Source organism: Streptomyces sp. 4F14 (genome assembly GCF_048159485.1).
Classification (GTDB): domain Bacteria; phylum Actinomycetota; class Actinomycetes; order Streptomycetales; family Streptomycetaceae; genus Streptomyces.
Genome location: NZ_JBLRVY010000029.1, coordinates 124,794 through 147,229, shown reverse-complemented (window position 1 = coordinate 147,229; position 22,436 = coordinate 124,794). Strand labels below are relative to the sequence as shown.

Annotated in this window: 20 protein-coding genes; 17 read left to right on the top strand and 3 right to left on the bottom strand. The window is 73.1% G+C overall.

What is annotated here, in order from left to right; all coding sequences use genetic code 11:
• The first annotated feature begins 16 nt into the window (after positions 1 to 16).
• The 15 genes from ACLZOT_RS38505 to ACLZOT_RS38435 are packed head-to-tail and all read left to right on the top strand — an operon-like array spanning position 17 to position 18,237.
• Positions 17 to 2,203, top strand: a complete 2,187-nt coding sequence (locus ACLZOT_RS38505) for a bi-domain-containing oxidoreductase (RefSeq protein WP_416973804.1) — start codon at positions 17 to 19, stop codon at positions 2,201 to 2,203.
• Complete coding sequence (locus ACLZOT_RS38500) at positions 2,200 to 4,140, top strand: alginate lyase family protein (RefSeq protein ID WP_416973803.1); 1,941 nt, start codon at positions 2,200 to 2,202, stop codon at positions 4,138 to 4,140. Before ACLZOT_RS38505 ends, ACLZOT_RS38500 begins: the two co-directional genes overlap by 4 nt.
• 7 nt (positions 4,141 to 4,147) lie before the next feature.
• The gene (locus tag ACLZOT_RS38495) at positions 4,148 to 5,674 is read left to right on the top strand and encodes a right-handed parallel beta-helix repeat-containing protein (RefSeq protein WP_416973802.1); all 1,527 of its coding nucleotides are present in this window, start codon (positions 4,148 to 4,150) and stop codon (positions 5,672 to 5,674) included.
• Position 5,675: 1 nt separating this feature from the next.
• The gene (locus ACLZOT_RS38490; protein WP_416973801.1) at positions 5,676 to 6,875 is read left to right on the top strand and encodes an O-antigen ligase domain-containing protein; all 1,200 of its coding nucleotides are present in this window, start codon (positions 5,676 to 5,678) and stop codon (positions 6,873 to 6,875) included.
• Positions 6,876 to 6,877: 2 nt separating this feature from the next.
• Positions 6,878 to 8,071, top strand: a complete 1,194-nt coding sequence (locus ACLZOT_RS38485; RefSeq protein WP_416973800.1) for a glycosyltransferase — start codon at positions 6,878 to 6,880, stop codon at positions 8,069 to 8,071.
• Complete coding sequence (locus ACLZOT_RS38480) at positions 8,072 to 9,307, top strand: methyltransferase domain-containing protein (RefSeq protein WP_416973799.1); 1,236 nt, start codon at positions 8,072 to 8,074, stop codon at positions 9,305 to 9,307.
• The gene (locus ACLZOT_RS38475) at positions 9,304 to 10,080 is read left to right on the top strand and encodes a glucose-1-phosphate cytidylyltransferase (protein WP_416973798.1); all 777 of its coding nucleotides are present in this window, start codon (positions 9,304 to 9,306) and stop codon (positions 10,078 to 10,080) included. The genes ACLZOT_RS38480 and ACLZOT_RS38475 overlap by 4 nt, the downstream gene beginning before the upstream one ends.
• Positions 10,077 to 10,724, top strand: a complete 648-nt coding sequence (locus ACLZOT_RS38470) for a PIG-L deacetylase family protein (RefSeq protein ID WP_416973824.1) — start codon at positions 10,077 to 10,079, stop codon at positions 10,722 to 10,724. Before ACLZOT_RS38475 ends, ACLZOT_RS38470 begins: the two co-directional genes overlap by 4 nt.
• Positions 10,725 to 10,726: 2 nt before the next feature.
• Positions 10,727 to 11,752: an NAD-dependent epimerase/dehydratase family protein gene (locus tag ACLZOT_RS38465; RefSeq protein WP_416973797.1), complete on the top strand. Its 1,026-nt coding sequence runs from the start codon at positions 10,727 to 10,729 to the stop codon at positions 11,750 to 11,752.
• On the top strand, positions 11,740 to 13,017 hold the full coding sequence (locus ACLZOT_RS38460) for a DUF4910 domain-containing protein (RefSeq protein ID WP_416973796.1): 1,278 nt from the start codon (positions 11,740 to 11,742) through the stop codon (positions 13,015 to 13,017). Before ACLZOT_RS38465 ends, ACLZOT_RS38460 begins: the two co-directional genes overlap by 13 nt.
• Positions 13,014 to 14,267, top strand: a complete 1,254-nt coding sequence (locus ACLZOT_RS38455; protein ID WP_416973795.1) for a hypothetical protein — start codon at positions 13,014 to 13,016, stop codon at positions 14,265 to 14,267. Before ACLZOT_RS38460 ends, ACLZOT_RS38455 begins: the two co-directional genes overlap by 4 nt.
• On the top strand, positions 14,264 to 15,205 hold the full coding sequence (locus ACLZOT_RS38450) for a glycosyltransferase family 2 protein (protein ID WP_416973794.1): 942 nt from the start codon (positions 14,264 to 14,266) through the stop codon (positions 15,203 to 15,205). Before ACLZOT_RS38455 ends, ACLZOT_RS38450 begins: the two co-directional genes overlap by 4 nt.
• Positions 15,202 to 16,389: a polysaccharide pyruvyl transferase family protein gene (locus ACLZOT_RS38445; RefSeq protein ID WP_416973793.1), complete on the top strand. Its 1,188-nt coding sequence runs from the start codon at positions 15,202 to 15,204 to the stop codon at positions 16,387 to 16,389. Before ACLZOT_RS38450 ends, ACLZOT_RS38445 begins: the two co-directional genes overlap by 4 nt.
• Positions 16,386 to 16,937 (top strand): dTDP-4-dehydrorhamnose 3,5-epimerase, encoded by a 552-nt coding sequence (rfbC, locus tag ACLZOT_RS38440; protein WP_416973792.1) that lies wholly within the window; start codon positions 16,386 to 16,388, stop codon positions 16,935 to 16,937. The genes ACLZOT_RS38445 and rfbC overlap by 4 nt, the downstream gene beginning before the upstream one ends.
• A gap of 1 nt (position 16,938) precedes the next feature.
• Positions 16,939 to 18,237, top strand: a complete 1,299-nt coding sequence (locus tag ACLZOT_RS38435; protein WP_416973791.1) for a glutamate-1-semialdehyde 2,1-aminomutase — start codon at positions 16,939 to 16,941, stop codon at positions 18,235 to 18,237.
• A 241-nt stretch (positions 18,238 to 18,478) separates the two neighbouring features.
• Here ACLZOT_RS38435 and ACLZOT_RS38430 read toward each other — a convergent pair whose 3' ends face one another.
• Both ACLZOT_RS38430 and ACLZOT_RS38425 read right to left on the bottom strand, forming a co-directional pair.
• On the bottom strand, positions 18,479 to 19,111 hold the full coding sequence (locus tag ACLZOT_RS38430) for a phosphatase PAP2 family protein (protein WP_416973790.1): 633 nt from the start codon (positions 19,109 to 19,111) through the stop codon (positions 18,479 to 18,481).
• 76 nt (positions 19,112 to 19,187) lie between these two features.
• The gene (locus tag ACLZOT_RS38425) at positions 19,188 to 19,808 is read right to left on the bottom strand and encodes a DJ-1/PfpI family protein (protein WP_416973789.1); all 621 of its coding nucleotides are present in this window, start codon (positions 19,806 to 19,808) and stop codon (positions 19,188 to 19,190) included.
• A gap of 88 nt (positions 19,809 to 19,896) precedes the next feature.
• On the opposite strand from ACLZOT_RS38425, the gene ACLZOT_RS38420 reads away from it, so the two are divergent.
• A complete protein-coding gene (locus tag ACLZOT_RS38420; RefSeq protein ID WP_416973788.1) occupies positions 19,897 to 21,234 on the top strand; it encodes a PLP-dependent aminotransferase family protein in 1,338 nt (445 codons plus the stop codon).
• A 63-nt stretch (positions 21,235 to 21,297) separates the two neighbouring features.
• Here ACLZOT_RS38420 and ACLZOT_RS38415 read toward each other — a convergent pair whose 3' ends face one another.
• On the bottom strand, positions 21,298 to 21,708 hold the full coding sequence (locus ACLZOT_RS38415) for a hypothetical protein (RefSeq protein WP_416973787.1): 411 nt from the start codon (positions 21,706 to 21,708) through the stop codon (positions 21,298 to 21,300).
• A gap of 224 nt (positions 21,709 to 21,932) precedes the next feature.
• On the opposite strand from ACLZOT_RS38415, the gene ACLZOT_RS38410 reads away from it, so the two are divergent.
• Positions 21,933 to 22,433, top strand: a complete 501-nt coding sequence (locus ACLZOT_RS38410) for a DUF4232 domain-containing protein (RefSeq protein ID WP_416973786.1) — start codon at positions 21,933 to 21,935, stop codon at positions 22,431 to 22,433.
• Positions 22,434 to 22,436 lie beyond the last annotated feature (3 nt).

The window sequence follows — 22,436 nt, the reverse complement described above, 5'->3', positions numbered from 1 at the left end:
AGACGAAGAGGCTTCGGTGAAACAGGTCGTACAGAACTACAAGAGCGGCGAGCTGGCTCTCCTCGACGTGCCGGTGCCGGGGTGCAAGCCGGGCGGGGTGCTGGTGCGCACCGCCTACTCGCTGATCTCCACCGGCACCGAGCTGATGAAGGTCTCCGAGGCCGGCATGTCGATGCTGGGCAAGGCGCGCTCAAGGCCCGACCAGGTCGCGAAGGTCGTGCAGAGCGTGGCCGTGAACGGGGTGCCGGCGACCTACCGCAAGGTGATGGGGAAGCTGGACTCCTACACGCCGCTGGGCTATTCGCTGTGCGGGGTCGTCGAGCAGGTCGGCGACGGCGTCGACGACGTGAAGGTCGGGGACCTGGTGGCGTGCGCGGGCAACGAGCACGCGCTGCACGCCGAGCTGAACTGGGTGCCGAAGAACCTGTACGCGCCGGTCCCGGACGGCCTCGCGCCCCGGCACGCGGCGTTCGGGACGGTCGGGTCGATCGCGTTGCAGGGTGTCCGGCAGGGTGAATCCCGGCTGGGTGAGGTCGCGTTGGTGATCGGCCTCGGGCTGATCGGGCAGCTCGTGGTGCAGCTGCTGGCCGCCTCGGGCGTCCGGGTCGTCGGCGCCGACCCGGATCCGGCGCGCTGCGAACTCGCCGAGCGGCTGGGCGCGGTGGCCTGCGGGGACCCCGGGTCGGCGGCCGTGGAGTCGGCCGTGGTGGACCTCACCGACGGGCACGGTGTGGACCAGGTGTATCTGGCGGCCGGCGGCGGCAGCAACCAGCCCGTCGAGCTGGCGGCCCGGCTGAGCCGGGACCGGGGCCGGGTCGTCGACATCGGCAAGTGCCGCCTCGACCTGCCGTGGAACGCGTACTACGAGAAGGAGCTGGACGTCCGCTTCTCCCGCAGCTACGGGCCCGGCCGCTATGACCCGGAGTACGAACTCGACGGCCGGGACTACCCGATCGGCTACGTCCGCTGGACCGAGCGCCGCAACCTGGCGTGCTTCCTGGACCTGGTCGCGCGCGGGCGGGTCGACGTGGAGCCGCTGGTCTCCCATGTCGCGGACTTCGCCGACGCGGTGGAGACGTACCGGCGGCTCAAGGAGGGCGAACTCAAGGCGGTGGCCGTGCTGTTCGAGTACGCCGGACACGCGGACGCCCGGCACACGGCCGAGTCGACGCCGACGACGGTGACCATCCCCGCCGTGCACATGACGCCCGCGCAGAAGCCCGCGCCGCGCAGCGCCGACACCTCCGTACGCCTCGCCTTCGTCGGCGCCGGCAACTACGCCACCTCGATGCTCCTCCCCCACCTCACGGGCCGCGACGGCGTCGAGCTGTCCACGGTCGTCACCACGACCGCCCTGTCCGCCGCGAACGCGCAGCGCAAGTTCGGCTTCGCCGAGGCGACCACCGATCTGGACGCGGTCCTCGGTGACAAGGCGATCGACGCGGTGTTCGTCGTGACCCGGCACAGTTCGCACGCGGACCTGACCCGCAGGGCGCTGCTCGCGGGGAAGGCGGTGTTCGTGGAGAAGCCCCTCGCACTCACCGAGGACGAGCTCGCCGGGGTGCTGTCGGCGGTGGAGGAGTCCGGCAACGACCGGATCCAGGTGGGTTTCAACCGCCGGTTCGCGCCGCTGCTGCGGGAGGCGAAGGAGCGGTTCGGGGCGCGCAGCGGTCCGGCGTCCCTGCGCTATCTGGTGAACGCGGGCCAGCTGACGCAGGGCAGCTGGTACCTCCGGCAGGGCACCGAGGGTTCCCGGTTCGCGGGTGAGGGCGGGCACTTCGTCGACACGGCGAGCTGGCTGCTCGACGCCGACCCCACCTCCGTGTACGCCATCGGGGGCGACGACCTCCAGGTCGTTCTGAGCTACCCGGACGGCTCCACCGCGACGATCAGCTACGTCACCAGCGGCGCGGCCGGTTTCCCCAAGGAGACCCTGGACCTGGTCGCCGACGGCAAGGTGCTGCGCCTCGACGACTTCGTGCGCGCCTCGGTCTACGACCGCAAGCGGTGGGTGAGTTCACGGCTGCCGAAGGCCCGCGACAAGGGGCAGAACGCGCAGCTCGCCGCGTTCGTGAAGGCCGTGCGCACGGGCGGCCCGATGCCGGTGCCGCTGGACTCGCTGGCCGCCACCACCGCGGCGACCCTCGCCGTGCGGGCCTCGCTGGCCGACGGGATGCCGGTGACGCTGGCGGGGGCGCGATGAGCATGGACGCGGGCTGGTACCTGCGGCGGCTGTCCCGGATGGGGCCCGCCGAGGTCGCCGGGCGGGCCGGGGACACGGTGCGCCGGCGGCGGTGGCGGTCGGCGCGGCCCGTGTGCCCGGAGGTGACCGGCGCCCGGTTCACCGCCGTCCTGCCGCCGGAGGCACTCGCCTCGGTGCCGCCGGACGCGGTGAAACGGCTCGTCGCCGAGGCGGACCGGCTGATGGCGGGGCACGCCGAGTTCTTCGGGGTGGTCCGCGACGACCTCGACGACCCGGACTGGTGGTACGACCCGAAGACCGGGCGGCGCGCTCCCTGGGGGTACGCCTTCGACGTGCCCTACCGGGACGAGGAGGCGATCGGGGACGTCAAGCAGATCTGGGAGCTGTCCCGGCACCAGTACCTGACCGTCCTCGCCGCCGCCTACGCGGTGACCGGGAACGAGCGGTACGCGCAGCGGGTCGCCGCGCATCTGCGGTCGTGGTGGTCGGCGAACGCGCCGTTGCGCGGGGTGCACTGGACGAGCGGGATCGAGCTGGGCATCCGGCTGCTGTCGTGGGTGTGGATCCGCCGGCTGCTCGACGGGTGGCCGGGGGCGGGCGAGCTGTTCGAGGGCAACCCGGTGGCGGTGGCGCAGATCTGGCACCACCAGCGCTGGCTGGCCGCCTTCCCGAGCCGGGGCTCGTCCGCGAACAACCACGTCGTCGCGGAGGCGGCGGGGCAGTTCGCGGCGGCCTGCGCGTTCGACTGGTTCCCGTCCTCGCCGCGCTGGCGGGCCGACGCGCTCAGGTCGCTGGAGCGGCACCTGCGCCGCAACACCTTCCCGTCCGGCCTCAACCGCGAACTGGCCAGCGAGTACCACGGGCTGGTCCTGGAACTGGGTCTGGCGGCACTCGCCGAGGCGGACACGGCGGGCGTTCCGGTCCCGGCGTCGGTCCGGCTGGTGCTGCTGCGGATGACCGACGCGCTCGCGGCCATCGTCGACAACCGCCTGCGCCCCCCGCGCCAGGGCGACGCGGACGACGGGTACGGCCTGGTCGTGGACGGCGCGGGCACGGACCGCTGGGCGTCGCTGCTGGCGACCGGGGAGGCGGTGTTCGGGCGGCTCGACTGGTGGCCGATGGTGCCCGCGGCCGACGTCCGCACCCCGCTGCTGGCCGCGCTCGTGCGGCCGTACGCGGCGAAGGGCCGCCCGGTGGAGCGGCCCGCGTACTTCGCGGACGCGGGGCTGACCGTCCTGCGCGGGCCGGAGGAGATCTGGTGCCGTCTCGACGGGGGGCCGCACGGGTTCCTGTCGATCGCCGCGCACGCGCACGCGGACGCCCTGTCCGTGGAGGTCCGGCACGACGGGGTGGACGTGCTCGCCGACCCGGGGACGTACTGCTACCACGGGCAGCCCGCGTGGCGGCAGTACTTCCGCTCGACGCTCGGGCACAACACGCTGCGGCTGGACGGCGCGGACCAGTCCGTGTCCGGGGGCCCGTTCCTGTGGACCCGGCACGCCCGCAGCCGGGTGCTGCTCGCGGACACGTCGGGTGCGGGGGCGGCCCGCTGGTGCGCCGAGCACGACGGGTACCGGCCGGCCGTGCACCGGAGGTGGGTAGAGCTGACGTCCGCGACGCGGGAGCTGCGGATCGTCGACGAGGTGAGCGGCGGGCCGCGTGCCGTACAGCTGCTGTTCCACCTCGGTCCGGCGGTCACCGCGCGGCTGACGGGGAGTCGGGCGCTGCTGGCGTGGACGCGGGACGGCGAGGAGCGGTCGGCGACGCTCGATCTGCCCGGGGAGCTGGAGTGGCGGGCGCACCGGGGCGAGAGCGATCCGCCGCTGGGCTGGTACTCCCCCGGCTTCGGGCGCAAGGAGCCCGCGACGACGCTGGTGGGGACCGGGGTCAGCGGTGGCGTGGACGGGTTCGTCACCGTGCTCGGGTTCCACGGCTGAGGGGGCGGTGGGGATGAAGTGGCGGCACTGGGCGGGGCCGGCGGCGGTGCTGGCCCTGCTGGCGGCGACCGGCTGCGAGGACACGCCGAGCGCGGAGCCGAAGCCTTCGGGCACCCCGGCGACGTCCGTGTCGGTGTCCGTGGCCCGGGTGTGCGCCAAGCCTCCCGCAGGGCCGGTGTCGGCGCCGAAGGGCGCGGTCACCGTCGATCCGGCGGTCCCCGGCGACCTGGCGGCGAAGACGCGCGGCAACCCGCCGAACACCACGTTCTGGCTGCGGCCGGGCACGCACCGCCTCGCCCCGGACCGCTACGCGCAGGTCGTCCCGAAGGACGGCGACCGCTACCTGGGCGCACCGGGCGCGGTGCTCGACGGGCGGAAGGTCAACCAGTACGCGTTCGGCGGCCCCGCCCGGAACGTGTCGCTGCGCTTCCTGACCGTGCAGAACTTCGTCGCGCCGCACGACGAGGGCGTCGTCAACCACGACTCGGCCGACGGCTGGGTGGTCGAGCACTCGACGATCCAGAACAACTCCGGGGCCGGTCTGATGGCCGGCGCCCGCCAGCAGGTGCGCGGGAACTGCCTGCGCGGCAACGGGCAGTACGGCATGAACGCCTACAAGTCGCAGGGCCGGCTGACCTCCCTGGTCGTCGAGGGCAACGAGATCACCGGGAACAACACCGGTGACTGGGAGCGCAAGCGGCCCGGCTGCGGCTGCACGGGGGGCGTCAAGTTCTGGGCGGTGGACGGGGCCGACGTACGGGGGAACTGGGTGCACGGCAACCGGGGCACCGGGCTGTGGGCGGACACCAACAACAACGACTTCCTGATCGAGGACAACGTCCTGGCGGACAACGACGGGGCCGCGCTGATCTACGAGACCAGCTACAACGCGGTGATCCGGGGCAACACGATCCGGGGCAACAACCTGGTCGAGGGCCGCCGGTACGCGGAGCGCGGCGACACCTTCCCGCTCGCGACGGTCTACCTGTCCGAGTCGGGCGGCGAACCCCGGATCCACGCCCGCACCAGCAGGATCGAGGTCTACCGCAACGTCCTGGAGAACAACTGGTCCGGCATCACCCTGTGGGAGAACGCCGACCGGTTCTGCAACAGCCCGGCGAACACGTCCTCCGGCGACTGCACCCTCCTCGTGAAGGACACCCGGCGCTGCGTGCGGCCGGGCATCGCGAAGGCGCCCCTGTTCTCGGACTGCCGGTGGAAGACGCGGCGCGTGGACATCCACGACAACCGCTTCGTGCTGGACAAGACCGCCCTGGACTGCACGGCCCTGTGCGACCGGATGGCGGTCCTCGCGAACTACGGCACCTACCCGGACTGGTCGCCCTACCAGGGCGAGGGCGTGGCCGAGGCGATCACCCTGAAGCAGGACAACCGCTGGCACGACAACGTGTACGTCGGCCCGTGGACGTTCGTCGTGCACGACCCGAGCCGGGTCCTGGACCCGGGGCAGTGGCGCAGCGCGCCCTACCGGCAGGACGCGGGCAGCACCTTCCGTACCCAGGACGGTGGTTGAGGTGCGGGCGCCGAAGCTCGTCGGGACGGCGTGGGGGCTGCTGATCCTGAACACGCTGGGCTCGGCCGGGGCGAAGACCGTCGTACCGATCCCCCGGTCGCTGATCCAGATGGTGACGATGGGCGCGCTGGTCGTCGCGTTCACGCTGGCGCTCGCGCTGAACCCGCGGCTGCGGGTGCGGGGCAGCGCTTATCTGCTGCTGCTCAGTGCGCTGGTGGTGGTGAGCGTGATCGCCAGCGTGGACCTGGAGTCCGGGTTCGGGGCGCTGTTCCGGTGCGCCCGCCTCGCGCTGTTCGTGGGGACGCTGTGGCTGCTGAGCCGCTGGTGGGACGGGGACGAGACGTTCGTCCGGCATCACATCCGGATGTACTTCGCGGTGCTGATGTCGGTGGCGGCGGGCCTCGCGGTGTCGCCGGGGGCGGCCATGCCCGAGCTGTACGGGGGGCGGCTGGTGGGGGCGCTGTGGCCGCTGACGCCGCCGCAGATCGGGCAGTACGCGGCGGTGATCATCGGCCTGTCGGTGCTGCTCCTGCTGGGCGGGCGCACCGACCGGACCAGTACGGCGGTGGTCGTGGTGCCGTCGCTGGTGCTGCTGGCGCTGACGCACACCCGGACGGCGACGCTCGGGCTGCTGGTCGGGCTGACGCTGGCGATCGTGTCGCTGGTGCTGACGAGTTCGGCCGCGCGCCGGTTCTTCTCGTGGACGGTGCTGATCGCGACGGTCACGGCGGTGGGGTTCGCCTCCCTGGTCCAGGCGTGGTTCCTGCGCGGGCAGAGCGAGGAGAACTTCACCAGCCTGACCGGGCGGGCGAAGGTGTGGGACGCGCTGCTCGCGGCGCCCCGGTCGACGTCGGAGCGGCTCTTCGGGACGGGCCTGGGCGACAAGTCGTTCGCGGGGCTGCCGATCGACAACAGCTGGCTGGCCGTCTACAACGAGCAGGGTCTCGTCGGGGCCGGTCTGGTCGCGGCGTTCATGGTGGTGCTGGCCGGGGTCGCCCTGCTGAGGCCGCCGTCGCTGGAGCGGGCCTGCGCGCTCTTCCTGATCAGCTACTGCGCCATCGCGTCGTACACGGAGGCGGGTCTCGGGGACGCCTCGCCGTATCTGCTGCATCTCGCGGTCGCCGCCTCGCTGCTGGCGGCGCCCTCGCGCACGGACCCCGAAGTCCCCGGAGTGCCGCGTCTGCCGTCGGAGGTGACCTGACCGTGCACGTTCTCGTGGTGCACAACCGCTACGGCTCCGCGCAGCCGAGCGGGGAGAACAACGTCGTCGACCAGGAGGTGGCGCTGCTGCGGGAGGCCGGGCACCGGGTGGGGGTGTTCGAGCGGCGCAGCGACGACATCGCCGGGCGTTCCCTGCTGTCGAAGGCCGCGCTGCCGCTGCTGGTGCCGTGGAACCCGGGGGTGCGGACGCAGCTGGCGGCGCGGCTGCGGGCCGAGCGCCCCGACGTGGTGCACGTGCACAACGTGTTCCCGCTGCTGTCCCCGGCGGTCCTGGCCGCCTGCGCCGATGCCGGGGTGCCCGCTGTCGCGACGCTGCACAACTACACGCAGGTCTGTCCGCCGGGCACGCTCCAGCGCGACGGCGAGCCGTGCTCGGCGTGTGTGGGGAAGGCGCCGCTGCCCGCTGTCCGGCACGGCTGCTACCGGGGTTCGCGGCTGGCGACGGTGCCGCTCGCGGTGAGCCTGTCGGTGAACCGGCGGCGGTGGTGGTCGGGCGTGGAGCGGTTCTTCTGCATCTCCGCCGCGCAGCGCGACGTCCTCGTGCGGTCCGGGATGCCGGCCGGGCGGCTGCGGGTGAAGCACAACTTCGTGCCCGACTCGGGCCCGCGCCGCTCCGGCCCCGGTGAGCACCTGCTCTTCCTGGGCCGGCTCGCCGAGGCCAAGGGGGTCCGGCTGCTGATGGCGGCGTGGGACGCGCTCGGCGGTGCGGCGGGGGTGCCGCTGGTGATCGCGGGGACGGGCCCGCTGGAGCCGGAGGTGACCGCGTGGGCGGCGGGCCGCGACGACGTGTCGTACGTCGGCCTGTACGACGCGCAGCAGTGCCGGGAGGTCATCGCGCGGTCGGTGGCCGTGGTCGCGCCCTCGACGTGGATGGAGGCGTTCGGGCTGGTCGTCGTGGAGGCGATGGCGGCCGGGGTGCCGGCGGTCGCCGCCGGGCACGGGGCGTTCACCGAACTCGTCGAGGACGGGGTGAGCGGACTCCTGCACCGGCCGGGCGACGCCGCCTCACTGACGGACTGTCTGCGCCGGATCATCGCGGCGGGCCCGGAGCTGGGCCGGGCGGCCCGGCTCCGTTACGAGCAGGGCTTCAGTCCGGCCGTCGGGCTGGAGCGCCTGGAGGAGGGGTACCGCTCCGCGATCGCGGGGCGGACGCAACCGAGTGGGGGGAACCACTAGATGACACGATGCCGACTCTGCGGCTCGGAAGCGATGGCCAGCGTCGTCGACCTGGGGGCGACGCCGCCGTGCGAGAGCTTCCTCGCCGCCGACCAGCTCGACCTGCCGGAAATGACCTATCCGCTGCATCTGCGGGTGTGCACGGAGTGCTGGCTCGCGCAGATCCCGCCGCTGATCACCCCGGAGGAGACGTTCACGCAGTACGCGTACTTCTCGTCCTACTCGACGTCGTGGGTGGACCACGCCCGCACCTTCGTCGACGACGCCGTCCAGCGGCTGGAGCTGGGGTCCGACGCGTTCGTGGTGGAGGTCGCGAGCAACGACGGCTACCTGCTGAAGCACGTCGTGGACCGGGGGATGCGCTGCCTGGGCATCGAACCGTCGGTGAACGTGGGGGCCGCCGCCCGCGAGTCGGGGGTGCCGACGCTGACCCGGTTCCTGGACCCGGACACCGGCGCCGAGGTGCGCGCCGAGCACGGCCCGGCGGACCTGGTGGTCGCCAACAACGTGTACGCGCACATCCCCGACGTCGTCGGCTTCACCCGGGGCCTGCGCGCCCTGGTCGCCGACGACGGCTGGGTGTCGATCGAGGTGCAGCACCTGCTGACGCTGATCGAGGAGAACCAGTACGACACGATCTACCACGAGCACTTCCAGTACTACTCGGTCGCCGCCGCGATCCGGGCGCTGGCCAGCGGCGGCCTCACGCTCGTGGACGTCGAGCTGCTGCCCACGCACGGCGGCTCGATCCGGCTGTGGGCGCGTCCCGACGCCGTCGCCGGGGAGCCGACGCAGCGGGTGACCGACGTCCTGGACCGGGAGAAGGCCGCAGGTCTCCAGGAGCTGTCCGGGTACACGGAGTTCTCCGCCCGGGTGGCGACCGTACGGCGGGATCTGCTGCGTTTCCTCGTCGAGGCGGCCGAGCGCGGCGAGACCGTCGTCGGGTACGGGGCGCCGGGCAAGGGGAACACGCTGCTGAACCACTGCGGCATCCGCCCCGACCTGCTGCCGTACACGGTCGACCGCAACCCCTACAAGCACGGCCGGTTCACGCCGGGCACCCGGATCCCGATCCTCGCGCCCGAGCAGATCGGCGTCGACCGGCCGGACTACGTGCTGGTCCTGCCGTGGAACCTGCGGGCCGAGCTGACCGAGCAGTTGTCGTTCGTGCACGAGTGGGGCGGCCGGCTGGTCTTCCCCGTCCCGGAACTCAGCATTGTCGAGGTGAAGTCGTGAAGGTCGTCCTGTTCTGCGGCGGTTACGGGCTGCGGATGCGCAGCGGCGCTTCCGACGACGTGCCCAAGCCGATGGCGATGGTGGGGCCGCGCCCGCTGATCTGGCATGTGATGCGGTACTACGCCTACTTCGGGCACACGGAGTTCATCCTGTGCCTCGGCTACGGCGCCGACCACATCAAGAAGTTCTTCCTCACCTACGAGGAGACGGCGTCCAACGACTTCGTCCTCAGAGGCGGGCGGACCGAGCTGCTGTCGACGGACATCGCGGACTGGACGATCACGTTCGTGCAGACCGGGGTGGAGTCGCCGATCGGGGAGCGGCTGCGGCGGGTGCGGGAGCACCTGGACGGGGACGAGATGTTCCTCGCGAACTACGCGGACGTGCTGACGGACGCCCCGCTGCCGCAGATGATCGACCGGTTCGCGGCGCGGGACGCGGGCGCGTCGATGATGGTGGTGCCGCCGCAGTCGTCGTTCCACTGCGTCGACCTGGGCGACGACGGGCTGGTCGGGGGCATCACGCCGGTGAGCGATCTGCCGCTGTGGGAGAACGGCGGCTACTTCGTGCTGCGGCAGGAGGTCTTCGACCACATCCCGGAGGGCGGTGACCTGGTCGCCGACGGATGTGCCGAACTCGCCAAGCGGGGGCGGCTGGTGGCGCACCAGCACCGGGGTTTCTGGAAGCCGACGGACACCGTGAAGGAACGGGCCGCGCTGGACGAGGCGTACGCGCGCGGTGAGCGCCCGTGGGCCGTGTGGGAGCGCGGGTGATCCGCCTCGGCGCCGGGCGCCTGGACCAGGTCGTCGCGGTGGGCGCGCACTGCGACGACATCGCGATCGGCGCGGGCGGCACCCTGCTGGCGCTGTGCCGGGCGCATCCGGGGCTCCGGGTGGAGGCGCTGGTGCTGTCCGGCGCGGGCACGGAACGCGAGCAGGAGGAGCGGGAGGCGCTGACCGCGTTCTGCCCGGGCGCCGATCTGCGGCTGACGGTGCTGAAGCTGCCGGACGGCCGCCTCCCGGCGCACTGGGAGGAGGCCAAGGCGGCCGTCGAGGAGCTGCGCGAGCGCACCGAACCGGGCCTCGTCCTGGCCCCGCGCACCGACGACGCCCACCAGGACCACCGGGGCCTGGCCCAGCTCGTCACCACCGCCTACCGCGACCACCTGGTCCTGGGCTACGAGATCGTCAAGTGGGACGGCGACCTCGGCCGCCCCAACGCCTACCAGCCCCTCTCCGTGGAGCTGGCGGAGGAGAAGGTGCGCCTGCTCCAGACCCACTACGCCTCCCAGCGCCACCGGCCCTGGTACGACCGCGAGGCGTTCCTCGGCCTCGCGAGGATCCGCGGCATCGAATGCCACGCCCGCTACGCCGAGGCGTTCGCGGTCACCAAACTCACTCTCGACCTGGGGGATTGAACGTGCGTGTACTGCTGACCGGGCACCAGGGCTACCTGGGCACCGTCATGGCCCCGGTCCTCACGGCCGCCGGACACGAGGTCACCGGCCTCGACGCGGGCCTCTTCGCCGACTGCGTCCTCGGCCCGCCGCCCGCCGACCCGCCGGGCCACCGCGTCGACCTGCGCGACGTCACCGCCGACCACGTCGCCGGCTTCGACGCGGTGATCCACCTCGCGGCCCTCTCGAACGACCCTCTGGGCTCGCTGGCGCCCGAACTCACCTACGACATCAACCATCACGCCTCCGTCCACCTCGCGCGTCTCGCCCGCGAGGCCGGGGTGAAGCGGTTCCTGTACGCGTCGACGTGTTCCGTGTACGGCGCGGCGGGCGGCGACGACCTGGTGGCCGAGGACGCCCCGCTGCGCCCGGTCACGCCGTACGCGGAGTCGAAGGTGCGGGTCGAGGACGACCTCAACACCCTGGCCGACGCCGACTTCAGCCCCGTGTACATGCGCAACGCGACCGCGTTCGGGTTCTCGCCCCGGCTGCGGGCGGACATCGTGCTGAACAACCTGGTGGGGCACGCGCTGCTCTCCGGTGAGGTGCTGGTGCTGTCGGACGGGACGCCGTGGCGTCCGCTGGTGCACGCGGCCGACATCGCGCGGGCGTTCACGGCGGCGCTGTCCGCCGACCGGGAGGCGGTGCACGACCGGGCGTTCAACATCGGCAGCGAGGCCAACAACGTCACGGTCGCCGACATCGCCGGGCAGGTCGCCGAGGCGGTGGCCGGGTCGAAGGTGCGGATCACCGGCGAGACGGGCGCCGACCCGCGCTCGTACCGGGTGGACTTCTCCCGCTTCCGGGCGGCGGTCCCCGGTTTCGGCTACGAGTGGACCGTCAAGCGCGGCGCCCTCGAACTCGCCGACGCCTACCGCGAACACGGCCTCACCCGCGAGGACTTCGAGGACCGTTTCACCCGCCTCGCGGTACTGCGCGCGGCGTCCGAGGCGGGCACGGTCGACGACACCCTGCGGTGGCGCCGGTGAGCGCGCCGGGCGAGGAGATGTACGCGCTGGTGGAGCGGATGTACCCGCTGTGCCGGAGCATCACGGGCGACGGGGTGCGCGCGACGCTGGACCTCGTCGGCGAGCATGTGCCGCTGGAGGTCCACGAGGTGCCGACGGGCACGCAGGTCCTGGACTGGACGGTGCCGCAGGAGTGGAACATCCGGGACGCGTACGTCGCCGACGCCACCGGCCGCAGGGTCGTCGACTTCGCCGCGTCCAGCCTCCATGTGCTGGGCTACAGCGTGCCGGTGGCGCGGAGGATGCCGCTGTCGGAGCTCCGCGAGCACCTGTACACCCTGCCGGAGCACCCGTCGTGGGTGCCGTACCGCACCAGCTACTACCGGCCGACCTGGGGTTTCTGCCTGGCCCAGGACACCCTGGACGCGCTGCCCGACGGCGAGTACGAGGTGCGGATCGACTCCACGCTGGCCGACGGCCACCTCACCTACGCCGAGCACGTCGTCCCCGGCCAGGTCCCCGACGAGGTGATCGTCTCCTCCCACGTCTGCCACCCCTCCCTGGCCAACGACAACCTCGCCGGGATCGCGGTGGCGACGTTCCTGGCGAAGGCGCTGGCCGAGGAACAGCCGTACTACACCTACCGGTTCATCTACGCGCCCGGCACGATCGGGGCGATCACCTGGCTGGCCCGCAACGCCGAGCGCGTCGACCGGGTCCGGCACGGGCTGGTGCTGGCCTGCGCCGGGGACTCGGGACAGCTGACGTACAAGAAGAGCCGGCGCGGCGACGCGGAGATCGACCGGGTGCTGGGGCACGTGCTCTCCCAACGCCCGCACGAACTCGAGGAGTTCACCCCGTACGGCTACGACGAGCGCCAGTACTGCTCCCCCGGCTTCGACCTCGGGGTGGGCTCGCTCAGCCGGACCCCGTACGCGGGCTACCCGGAGTACCACACCTCGGCGGACGACCTGGACTTCGTGTCCCCGGCGGCCATGGAGGACACCCTCGCCGTGTGCCGGGAGGCGTTCGGGGTGCTGGACCGCAACCGGCGGTACGTGAACCTCAGCCCGTACGGGGAGCCGCAGTTGGGGCGGCGGGGGCTGTACGACTCGCTGGGCGGGCGCAGTGACGCGCAGCAGGCGCAGATGGCGATGCTGTGGGTGCTGAGCCTGTCCGACGGGGAGCACTCGCTGCTGGACGTCGCCGAGCGGGCCGGGCTCGGCTTCGACAGCGTCGTGGCGGCGGCGGACGCGCTGCGCGACGCCGGTCTGATCAAGGCGTGACGCCGGTGCGGGGGATCGTGCGGCGGCTGTCCTGGGGGCTCGCGGACCAGGCGGCCTCCAGCATCAGCAACTTCGCGGTGGGCCTGTACGTGGCGCGCTCGCTGGGGGTGAGCGCGTTCGGCGTGTTCAGCCTCGCCTGGGTGACGTACGGCGTGGTCCTGAACGTGTCGCGGGGGCTGGCCACGGATCCGCTCGTGGTGCGGTTCAGCGGGGTGCCGGAGCCGGCGTGGCGGGGCGCGGTCGCCCGGTCGACGGGGACGGCGCTCGGCGTCGGTGCCGTGCTCGGCGCGGTGTCCGTGGCCGCCGGGTCCGGGCTCGGTGGCAACGTGGGGACCGCGTTCGCGTGTCTCGGCGTGGTGCTGCCGGGGCTGCTGCTCCAGGACGCGTGGCGGTACTCGTTCTTCGCGGCGGGCGCGGGGCGCAAGGCGTTCGTCAACGACGTCGTGTGGGGTGTCGCGCTGGTCCCGGCCCTGCTGGTCGCGGCCCGGGTGGGGAGCGTGGCCGCGTTCGTGCTGGCCTGGGGCGCGTCGGCGACGGTGGCCGCCGGGTACGGCTGCGTCCAGTCCGGCATCCTGCCGCGCGTCGGGCGGGCACGCGGCTGGCTGCGCGAGCAACGCGACCTCGGTTACCGGTACCTGGTCGAGAACGTGAGTCTCGGCGGGGCGAGCCAGCTGCGCGCGTACGGCCTCGGGGCGATCGCCGGGGTCGGCGCGGTGGGGGCGGTGCGGGGCGCCGAGCTGCTGATGGGGCCGTTCCTCGCCGTGCTGATGGGGCTGTCGCTGGTGACCGTGCCGGAGGCGGCGCGGGTGCTGCGGCAGGCCCCGCACCGGCTGCGCTCGTTCTGTCTCCTGCTGGGCGGCGGGCAGGCGGTGGGCGCGCTGCTGTGGGGCGGCGCGCTGCTGCTGGTGCCGGGCCGGCTGGGCGAGTTCGCGCTCGGCGAGGTGTGGCACTCCGCCTCCGAGCTCATCGTGCCGATCTCCCTGGGCGTCGCGGGCGCCGGCCTCGGCACCGGGGCCGCGGCCGGGCTGCGTGCGCTCGGCGCGGCCCGGCGCAGCCTGCGCGCCCAGCTCTTCGCCTCCGCCTGCTATGTCGGCGGCGGCCTCGGCGGCGCCGCCCTGGCCGGCCCGGTCGGCTCGGCCTGGGGCGTCGCCGCCGCGACCGTCACCGGCTCGGCCGTGTGGTGGCTGCATCTGCGGACCGCCCTGCGCGAACGCCGCCCCGATCCGATTCCCGAAGTGAGGACGCCATGACCGACCGTCCGAGGCTGAGCATCGGCCTGCCCGTCTACAACGGCGAGGAGTACCTCGCCGAGTCCTTCGACGCCCTCCTCGGCCAGACCTACGAGGACTTCGAGCTGATCGTCTCCGACAACGCGTCGGCCGACGGCACCCAGGACATCTGCCGCAAGTACGCGGCGCAGGACTCCCGGATCCGCTACCTGCGCCTCCCCCGCAACATCGGCGCGACCCCGAACCACAACCACGTCCTCGCCGAGGCCCGGGGCGAACTCTTCAAGTGGGCCTCGCACGACGACCTGTACGCCCGCGACCTGCTGAAGCGCTGCGTGGAGGCGCTGGACGAGCGCCCGGACGTCATCCTCGCCCACGCCGACCAGGCGGTCATCGACGGCGAGGGGCGGGTGACGGTGCCCTACGACTACACCCTCGACACCGCTTCCCCGTCCGCGCCCCGGCGTTTTCGCAGCGTGCTGTTCGAGCCCGGCGGCGACGACTTCTACGGCGTGATGCGGACCGAGGCGCTGCGCCGGGTGAAGCCGATGGACAGCTACCACCACGCGGACCGCACGTACGTCGCCGAGATCGCCCTGCACGGGCGTTTCCACCAGGTGCCGGAGCTGCTGTACTTCCGCCGCGACCACCCCACCCGCGCCGAGCGCGCGAACCCGTCGAAGCGGTCCCGGTGCGTCAATCTGGACCCGCGCCGGGCGGGCCTCCTGCATCCGACGCCCCGGCTGCTCGCCGAGTACGTGTGGGGGTTCGCGTCCGCGATCCGCCGGGCGCCCCTGTCGGCGGCGGACCGGCGGGCCTGCTTCGGGCATCTCGCGGCGTGGCTGACGAGCCGGGCCCGGACGGGCGGCGGTGAGCGCGTCGAGGACCGGGCGCCGGTCGACCCCTCCTCGCTGACCGTGTCCGTGGACGACCTCGTCGCGGGGCGTGAGGGGCGGTGAAGCCGGTGCGCGTCGGGGTGTTCGGCCTCCTCGGCTCCGGCAACCTCGGCAACGACGGCTCGCTGGAGGCCGTGCTCCGACATCTCCGGGACCGGCACCCGTCGGTGACCGTCGACGCGCTGTGCGGCGGCCCCGAGGCGGTCACGGCGAAGTTCGGCATCCCCGCGACCCGCCTGCACTGGTACCGGGGCGAGTACCGCACGGCGTCCCGGGCGGGCTCGATCGCCGGGAAGGGGATCGGCAAGCTCGTCGACGTGTTCCGTACGGCCGCCTGGGTGCGGCGGCACGACGTGGTGATCGTGCCGGGGATGGGCGTCCTGGAGGCGACGCTGCCGCTGCGGCCCTGGGGGTTCCCGTACGCCCTGTTCCTGCTGTGCGCGAGCGGGCGGCTGCTCGGGACACGCGTCGCGCTGGTCTGTGTCGGTGCGGCCGGGATCGGGAACCCGGCGACGCGGGCGCTGGTCCGGTGGTCGGCGCGGCTCGCGGCGTACCGCTCGTACCGCGACGACAGGGCGCGGGACGCGATGCGGGCGATGGGCGTGGACACTTCGCGGGACGAGGTCTATCCCGACCTGGCGTTCTCCCTGCCGGTGCCTTCCGGGACTCCTTCCGGAACGGTGTGCGTCGGCGTCATGGATTTCCACGGCGGCGACGACGACCGTGCGCGGGCCGACGAGATCCACGGCCGGTATCTCGACGGGACGATCCGGTTCGTGCGGGTGCTCGTCGGGGAAGGGCGTCCGGTGCGGCTGCTGACCGGCGACACCTGCGACGCGTCCGTGGTCGCCGCGATCCTCGACGCGGTCGACTCACCGCTGGTGACCGCCGCCGAACCGGCCTCGCTGGCCGACCTGATGGCGGAGACGGCGGCCGCCGAGTCGGTCGTCGCGGTCCGCTACCACAACCTGATCTGCGCGCTGAAGACCGGGACGCCCGTGCTGGCGCTCAGCTATGCCGCCAAGAGCGACGCGCTGATGGCCGGCATGGGGGTCGGCGCGTACTGCCATCCGGCGCGCGCCGTCGACGCCGACCGGCTCCTCGAACAGTTCCGGGAGCTGGAGAAGAACGCGCCCGCCGTCCGCGCCACGCTCGCCGAACACAACCGTGAGGCCGCCCGGCGCCTGGAGTCCCAGTTCGCCGCCCTGACCACCGTCCTGTACCCGTCCAGCCAGGAGGCTCCTTGAAAGCGACCGCGGTTCCCGAGATCACCGGCGCGTACCTGTTCGAACCGACGCCGTACGCCGACGAACGCGGCTTCTTCTGCCGCACCTTCGACGCCGACGTGGTCCGGTCGGTGGGGATCGACCCGGACGCCTTCGTGCAGGACAGTCTGTCGCGGTCGGTGCGCGGGGTGCTGCGCGGCCTGCACCTGCGGTCGGGGGCGGGCGAGGCCAAGCTCGTGCGGTGCTCGTCCGGCCGGGTCTTCGACGTCGTCGTCGACCTGCGGGCGGACTCGCCGACGTACCTGAACCGGGCCTTCTTCGAGCTGTCCGGCGAGACCCAGACGACCCTGTACATCCCGGCGGGGTGCGCGCACGGCTTCCAGGCGCTCACCGACACCGCCGACACGTCGTACCGCATCGACCGCCCGCACGATCCCGCCGAGGACGTGACGATCGCCTACGACGACCCCGAACTGGCCATCCCCTGGCCGCTGCCGGTCGCCTCGATGTCCCCCAGGGACCGTCAGGCACCGGGCCTCGCCGAGGTCCTGAAGCGACGGGAGGTCTGACGTGGACACCGAGAAGTCACGGCTGGCGAACGAGCGGCTGCACGCGCTGATCCCCGGGGGCGCGCACACCTACGCCAAGGGCGACGACCAGTACCCGGAGAACCTGGCCCCCGTCATCAGCCACGGGCGCGGCGCGCACGTGTGGGACGTCGACGGCAACCGGTACGTCGAGTACGGCTCCGGGCTGCGCTCGGTCAGCCTCGGCCACGCCCACCCGCGGGTCACCGAGGCGGTCCGGCGGGAGATCGACCGGGGCGGGAACTTCGTCCGCCCGTCGGTCCTGGAGGCCGAGGCCGCGGAACGCTTCCTGGCGACCGTGCCGACCGCCGAGATGGTGAAGTTCGCGAAGAACGGCTCCGACGCGACCACCGCCGCCGTCCGCCTGGCCCGCGCCGCCACCGGCCGCCCCCGCGTGGCGCTCTGCGCCGACCACCCCTTCTTCTCCACGGACGACTGGTTCATCACCACCACCCCGATGTCCGCCGGCATCCCGCCCACCGACCACACGGTGACCTTTCCGTACGGCGACCTCGCCGCCACGGAGGCCCTCCTCGCCCGCGGCGACATCGCCTGCCTGATCCTCGAACCGGCGACCCACACCGAGCCGCCCCCCGGCTACCTCGCCGGTCTGCGGGCGCTCGCCGACCGGTACGGCTGCGTCCTCGTCTTCGACGAGATGATCACCGGCCTGCGCTGGTCCGAGGCGGGCGCGCAGGGCCTGTACGGGGTCGTGCCCGACCTCTCCACCTTCGGCAAGGCCCTCGGCAACGGGTTCGCGGTCTCCGCGCTCGCCGGACGCCGGGAACTCATGGAACAGGGCGGGCTGCGGCACTCCGGCGACCGGGTGTTCCTGCTGTCCACGACCCACGGCGCGGAGACGCATGCGCTGGCCGCCGCGATGACCGTGCAGAGCGTGTACGTCGAGGAGGGCGTCACCGCACGCCTGCACGCGCTCGGCGAGCGGCTGGCGGCCGGGGTGCGTGACGCCGCCGCCGGGATGGGCGTCGGCGACCACGTCCTGGTCCGGGGGCGGGCCAGCAACCTGGTCTTCGCCACCCTCGACGCGGAACTCCGCCCCTCGCAGCAGTACCGGACGCTGTTCCTGCGGTCGCTCCTCACGGGCGGGGTACTCGCGCCGTCGTTCGTGGTGAGCAGCGCGCTGAGCGAGGCCGACATCGAGCACACGGTGGAGGTGGTGGCCCAGGCGTGCGCGGTGTACCGCAAGGCGCTGGACTCGGGGGATCCGACGCCGTGGATGGGCGGGCGCGCGGTGAAGCCGGTGTTCCGGCGGCGGGTGTGAGGGCGGCGAGGGTGACGGGCCTTCGGCCGTGAGAGCTGGGTGACGTCGGCGATCGGCGGAGAGGCAGCGGGGGGGCAGCCGAAGGGCGTCGGAGATCGGCGGGAGGGGCAGCGGGGGCCGAAGGGGCGTCGAGGGCCGACGGGATCGGCCGGGGGCGTCGGTGTGAGGGCCGGCGGGAGCGGTCCGGGTCGCGGGTGTGAGGGGCCGGCGATGCCTCGACCCGCGCTCCCGTCCCGTGCCGTCAGCGGCGTCCGTGGCGGGTCGCGTCCAGGGTCCACGCCGTCGCCGGGGTCGCCGTCAGGGCCGTGCAGCAGCCGCCGAGGACGTCCGTCGGGTAGTGCGCGCCCAGGGTGATCTGGGCCCAGCCCATCGTGGCGCCCGCGGCCAGGGCGGCGCCCAGGACGAGTGCCAGGCCGGCCGTCCGGCCCAGACCGAGGCGGCCGGCCGCGATCAGTGCCACCGACAGGGCGAGCGCGGTGAGGAACGCGGTGTGGCCGCTCGGGTAGGACAGGTTGTCGGGGCCGTGGATCGTGCGGCCCACCACGTGTTTGAGCAGCGTCGCCGTGACCACGCTGACGCCGACGGACGCGAGGACGAGCAGCGCGGCGCGGGGCCACCGCAGCAGCAGGCAGCCCGTCAGGACGGCGCCGACCAGGAGCGCGGAGCCGAGGGGCTCGCCCAGGAAGTCGACGGTCAGGGCGACGTCGTGCCAACCCGGGCCCGCCTTCTCCAGCGCCGTCGAGATCGGGGCGTCGACGCCGCCGGGTTCGCCGTCACCGGCGTACAGGATCGCGAGGGCGGCGACCACCAGCGCCGCGAGGAGTGCGGTCAGCCCGAGCCAGCGGCGTAAGGGGGGAGGGAGGGCCGGGGTCACAGGTCGGTGCTCCGCCGTCGGACCACTGCCACGCGAGCCCCCCTCGTCGTTTCCCCCGGTCACCCTAACGTGGCGGTCACCCCGTCAGTGCGGCAGCCGGGAGACAGGGACTGATATTGCGCCACGCCCGCTCGACGTACTCCTCCTTCTCCCCGACCGGTGCGACGTAGTGCAGCGCGCTCTCGGCGGCCTCGTGGCCCTTGAGGCGTGCGATGACCCACCCGGCGAGGTAGTGCGAGGCGAGGCACCCGCCGGCGGTGGCGATCGTGCCGTCGGCGTAGAAGGGCTGGTCGAGGACGTCGACCCCGGCCGCGACGACCCAGGGTTTGCTGACCAGGTCCGTGCAGGCGGGGACGGTGTCGAGGAGCCCGAGCCGCGCAAGGACGAGTGCGCCGGAGCACTGCGCGGCGATGAGCTGACGCGCGGGGTCGAGGCCGCGCAGGACGTCCATGATCGCCGGGTCCTCGACGACCTCGCGGGTGGCGATACCGCTGCCGACGATGACGGCGTCGGCCGCGCACGCCTCCTCCAGCGTGGACATCCGCTCGACGACCACCCCGTTCATGGAGGTCACCGTGGGGGTGGGGGTGGCGAGGGTGACGCGCCAGTCGTCGTCCTTGACCCGGTTCAGAACGCCGAGGGCGATGAGGGAGTCGAGTTCGTTGTAGCCCTCGAAGGTGAGGATGGCGATGTGCACGGCGGTGTTCCCTTCCGGAGGCGGGACCCCGACGGTAGGAACCAGCGGGCAGGACAGTCAAAGAATTGTCCTGCATACACTTCGGGGCATGGCGGCTTCGCGGTACAAGGTCCTCGTCGACGCGTTCGCGGCCGACATCCGCTCGGGCCGGCTCGCGGCGGGCGCACGCCTGCCGACGCACCGGGGGCTCGCGGCCCGCGAGGGCATCGCCGTGGTGACCGCGACCCGGGTGTACGCCGAGCTGGAGGCGATGGGCCTGGTCAGCCGGGAACAGGGCCGGGGCACCTTCGTACGGGACGTCGCCGTACCCGACGGGCACGGTATCGACCAGCAGATCGTCGCGACGGACGCGGTCGACCTGAACTTCAACTACCCGGCGCTGCCCGGCCAGGCCGACCTGCTGCGGCAGGCGCTGCGGGAGCTGGCCGGCTCGGGCGAGCTGGACGCGCTGCTGCGCTACCAGCCGCACCGGGGCCGCGCCCAGGACCGGGCGTCGATCGCGCGGCACCTGCGGCGCCGGGGCATCGCGCCCGGCGCGGACGAGGTCCTCGTCGTCAACGGCGCCCAGCAGGGTCTGGCCGTCACCGTCATGGCCACGCTCGCCCCGGGCGACGTCGTCGCGGTCGACGCGCTCACCTACCCCGGTTTCAAGGTCCTCGCGCGGGCCTTCCGCCTCGACCTGCAACCCCTCCCCGCCACCCCCGAAGGACCGGATCCCGACGCCTTCGAGCGGCTGTGCACGACACGCCCCGTCCGCGCGCTCTACACGATCCCTACCCTGCACAACCCACTCGGCTGGATCATCCCGGCAGCCGCCCGCGCCCGCCTGGCCGAGATCGCCCGCCGCCACGGCGTCCTCCTCATCGAGGACGCCGCGTACGCCTACCTCGCCGAGGACCCTCCCCCACCGCTGGCGGCGCTTGCCCCGGACATCACCGTCTACGTCTCCGGCCTCTCCAAGAGCGTCGCCACGGGCCTACGCGTCGGATTCGTCGCCGCTCCACCGCACCTGGTGGCGCCACTGGAGCGCGCGATCCGGGCGACCACCTGGAACACCCCGGCCCTCACCACAGCCATCGCCTGCCGCTGGCTCGACGACGGCACGGTGGACCGGCTGGAGACGGAGAAACGCGAGGACGCGCGGACCCGACAGTCCATCGCCGCACAGGAGTTGGCGGGCCTGCCCCTGATCGCCCACCCCTGCTCGTACTTCACCTGGGTACCCCTGCCGGACGACGCCCGCGCCGACCGCCTCACCGCCACCCTCGCCCGCCTGCGCATCTCGGTGAGCACAGCGGAACCGTTCACCACCACGGGCCACACCCCCCAGGCGCTACGGCTGGCCCTGGGCTCGACGGACCTCGACAGTCTGCGGTCGACGCTGCGGACGGTACGGCGAGTTGTCACCGAGGACGCGTCCGCCTGACGACGTCGGCGCCGGTCGCTCTCGCGGGGTCCGGCACCGGTGCCGGACCGCGCGAAGGCCGGCTCAGCGGACCGTCACGTCGAACACCGGGGACGCCGTGGTGCCGTTGACCATGCGCAGGTCGTTCTTGCCCTTGAGGCCGAGTTTGACGCGCAGGGTGTACGTGCCGGTGCGGGTGGTCGGGGTGGAGGCGGGCAGGGTGACCCACTTGCCGTGCTGCTTCTGCTGGAGGGTCAGCTTGGTGCCTGATGCGAGGCCCGTGGTCGTGCCGGTGACCCGGAACTCCTGCCAGGCGCGGACCGTGGCGACGGACGGCTCGGCGGTGATGGCGGGCTTGGCGGCCGGGGCCTGCTGGACGGCGGCCTGGGGCGCGGCCGGGGTGGCGGCCGTGGCCGTGCCCGCGAGGGCGAGGGAGGCGATGCCGAGCGTGCCGACGACAGCGGTGCGGAGGAAGTGACGCTTCGAGACGATCACCGGTCAGTCCCTTTCTGTGACGCGGAGAGAGCTGGTCACCAGGAACGACGACTGCGCAGCGAATCGGGTGCATCGGGATATGTCCCTGTTCTGCAACAGCCGCACCCGTCCGGCACTTTGCCGGGATATGCCCGCTCGTGACGGTTTCGGGACAGTGGTCCGCGGGGGCGCCGGGTACGTGTACGGCGCAACGGCCCGCACCACAACCGTACGAGGAGCCCCGCATGACCCTGAACCGCAAGCTCGTCACCGCAGCCGCCACCGTCCTGCTGGCCGCCGGCGCCGCCGGAACCGCCCAGGCCGCACCCCGCGCGGCCGCCGAGCCGTCGGCCTGCCGGCCCGCGAACCACCTGGCCACGATCGCCCAGGACCAGTCCAGCGCCGGGCACATCCACTTCCGGGTGACGCTGACCGCGCCGCGCGGCTACTCCGCCTGCACCCTCGCGGGCTCCCCCACGGACGTCCGTTTCTCCTCCCACGGCACGCCCCTCGCGATCACCGCCGGGCGCTACGGCGACCAGACCACCGCCGTGACGTTCGGCCCCGGCCACCCCGTCCACTTCGACATCCAGGTCCCCAACATGGGCAGCACCGTCCCGGCGGACGAGGCGTCGTTCACCCTCAGGACCCCCGGCGGCGGCACCATCCCCGGTACGTCGTTCGCGGAGGGCACGTTCCGGGTCGCGACCGGCACGCTCATCGGCCCGGTCCTGTCCGGCACCTGACCC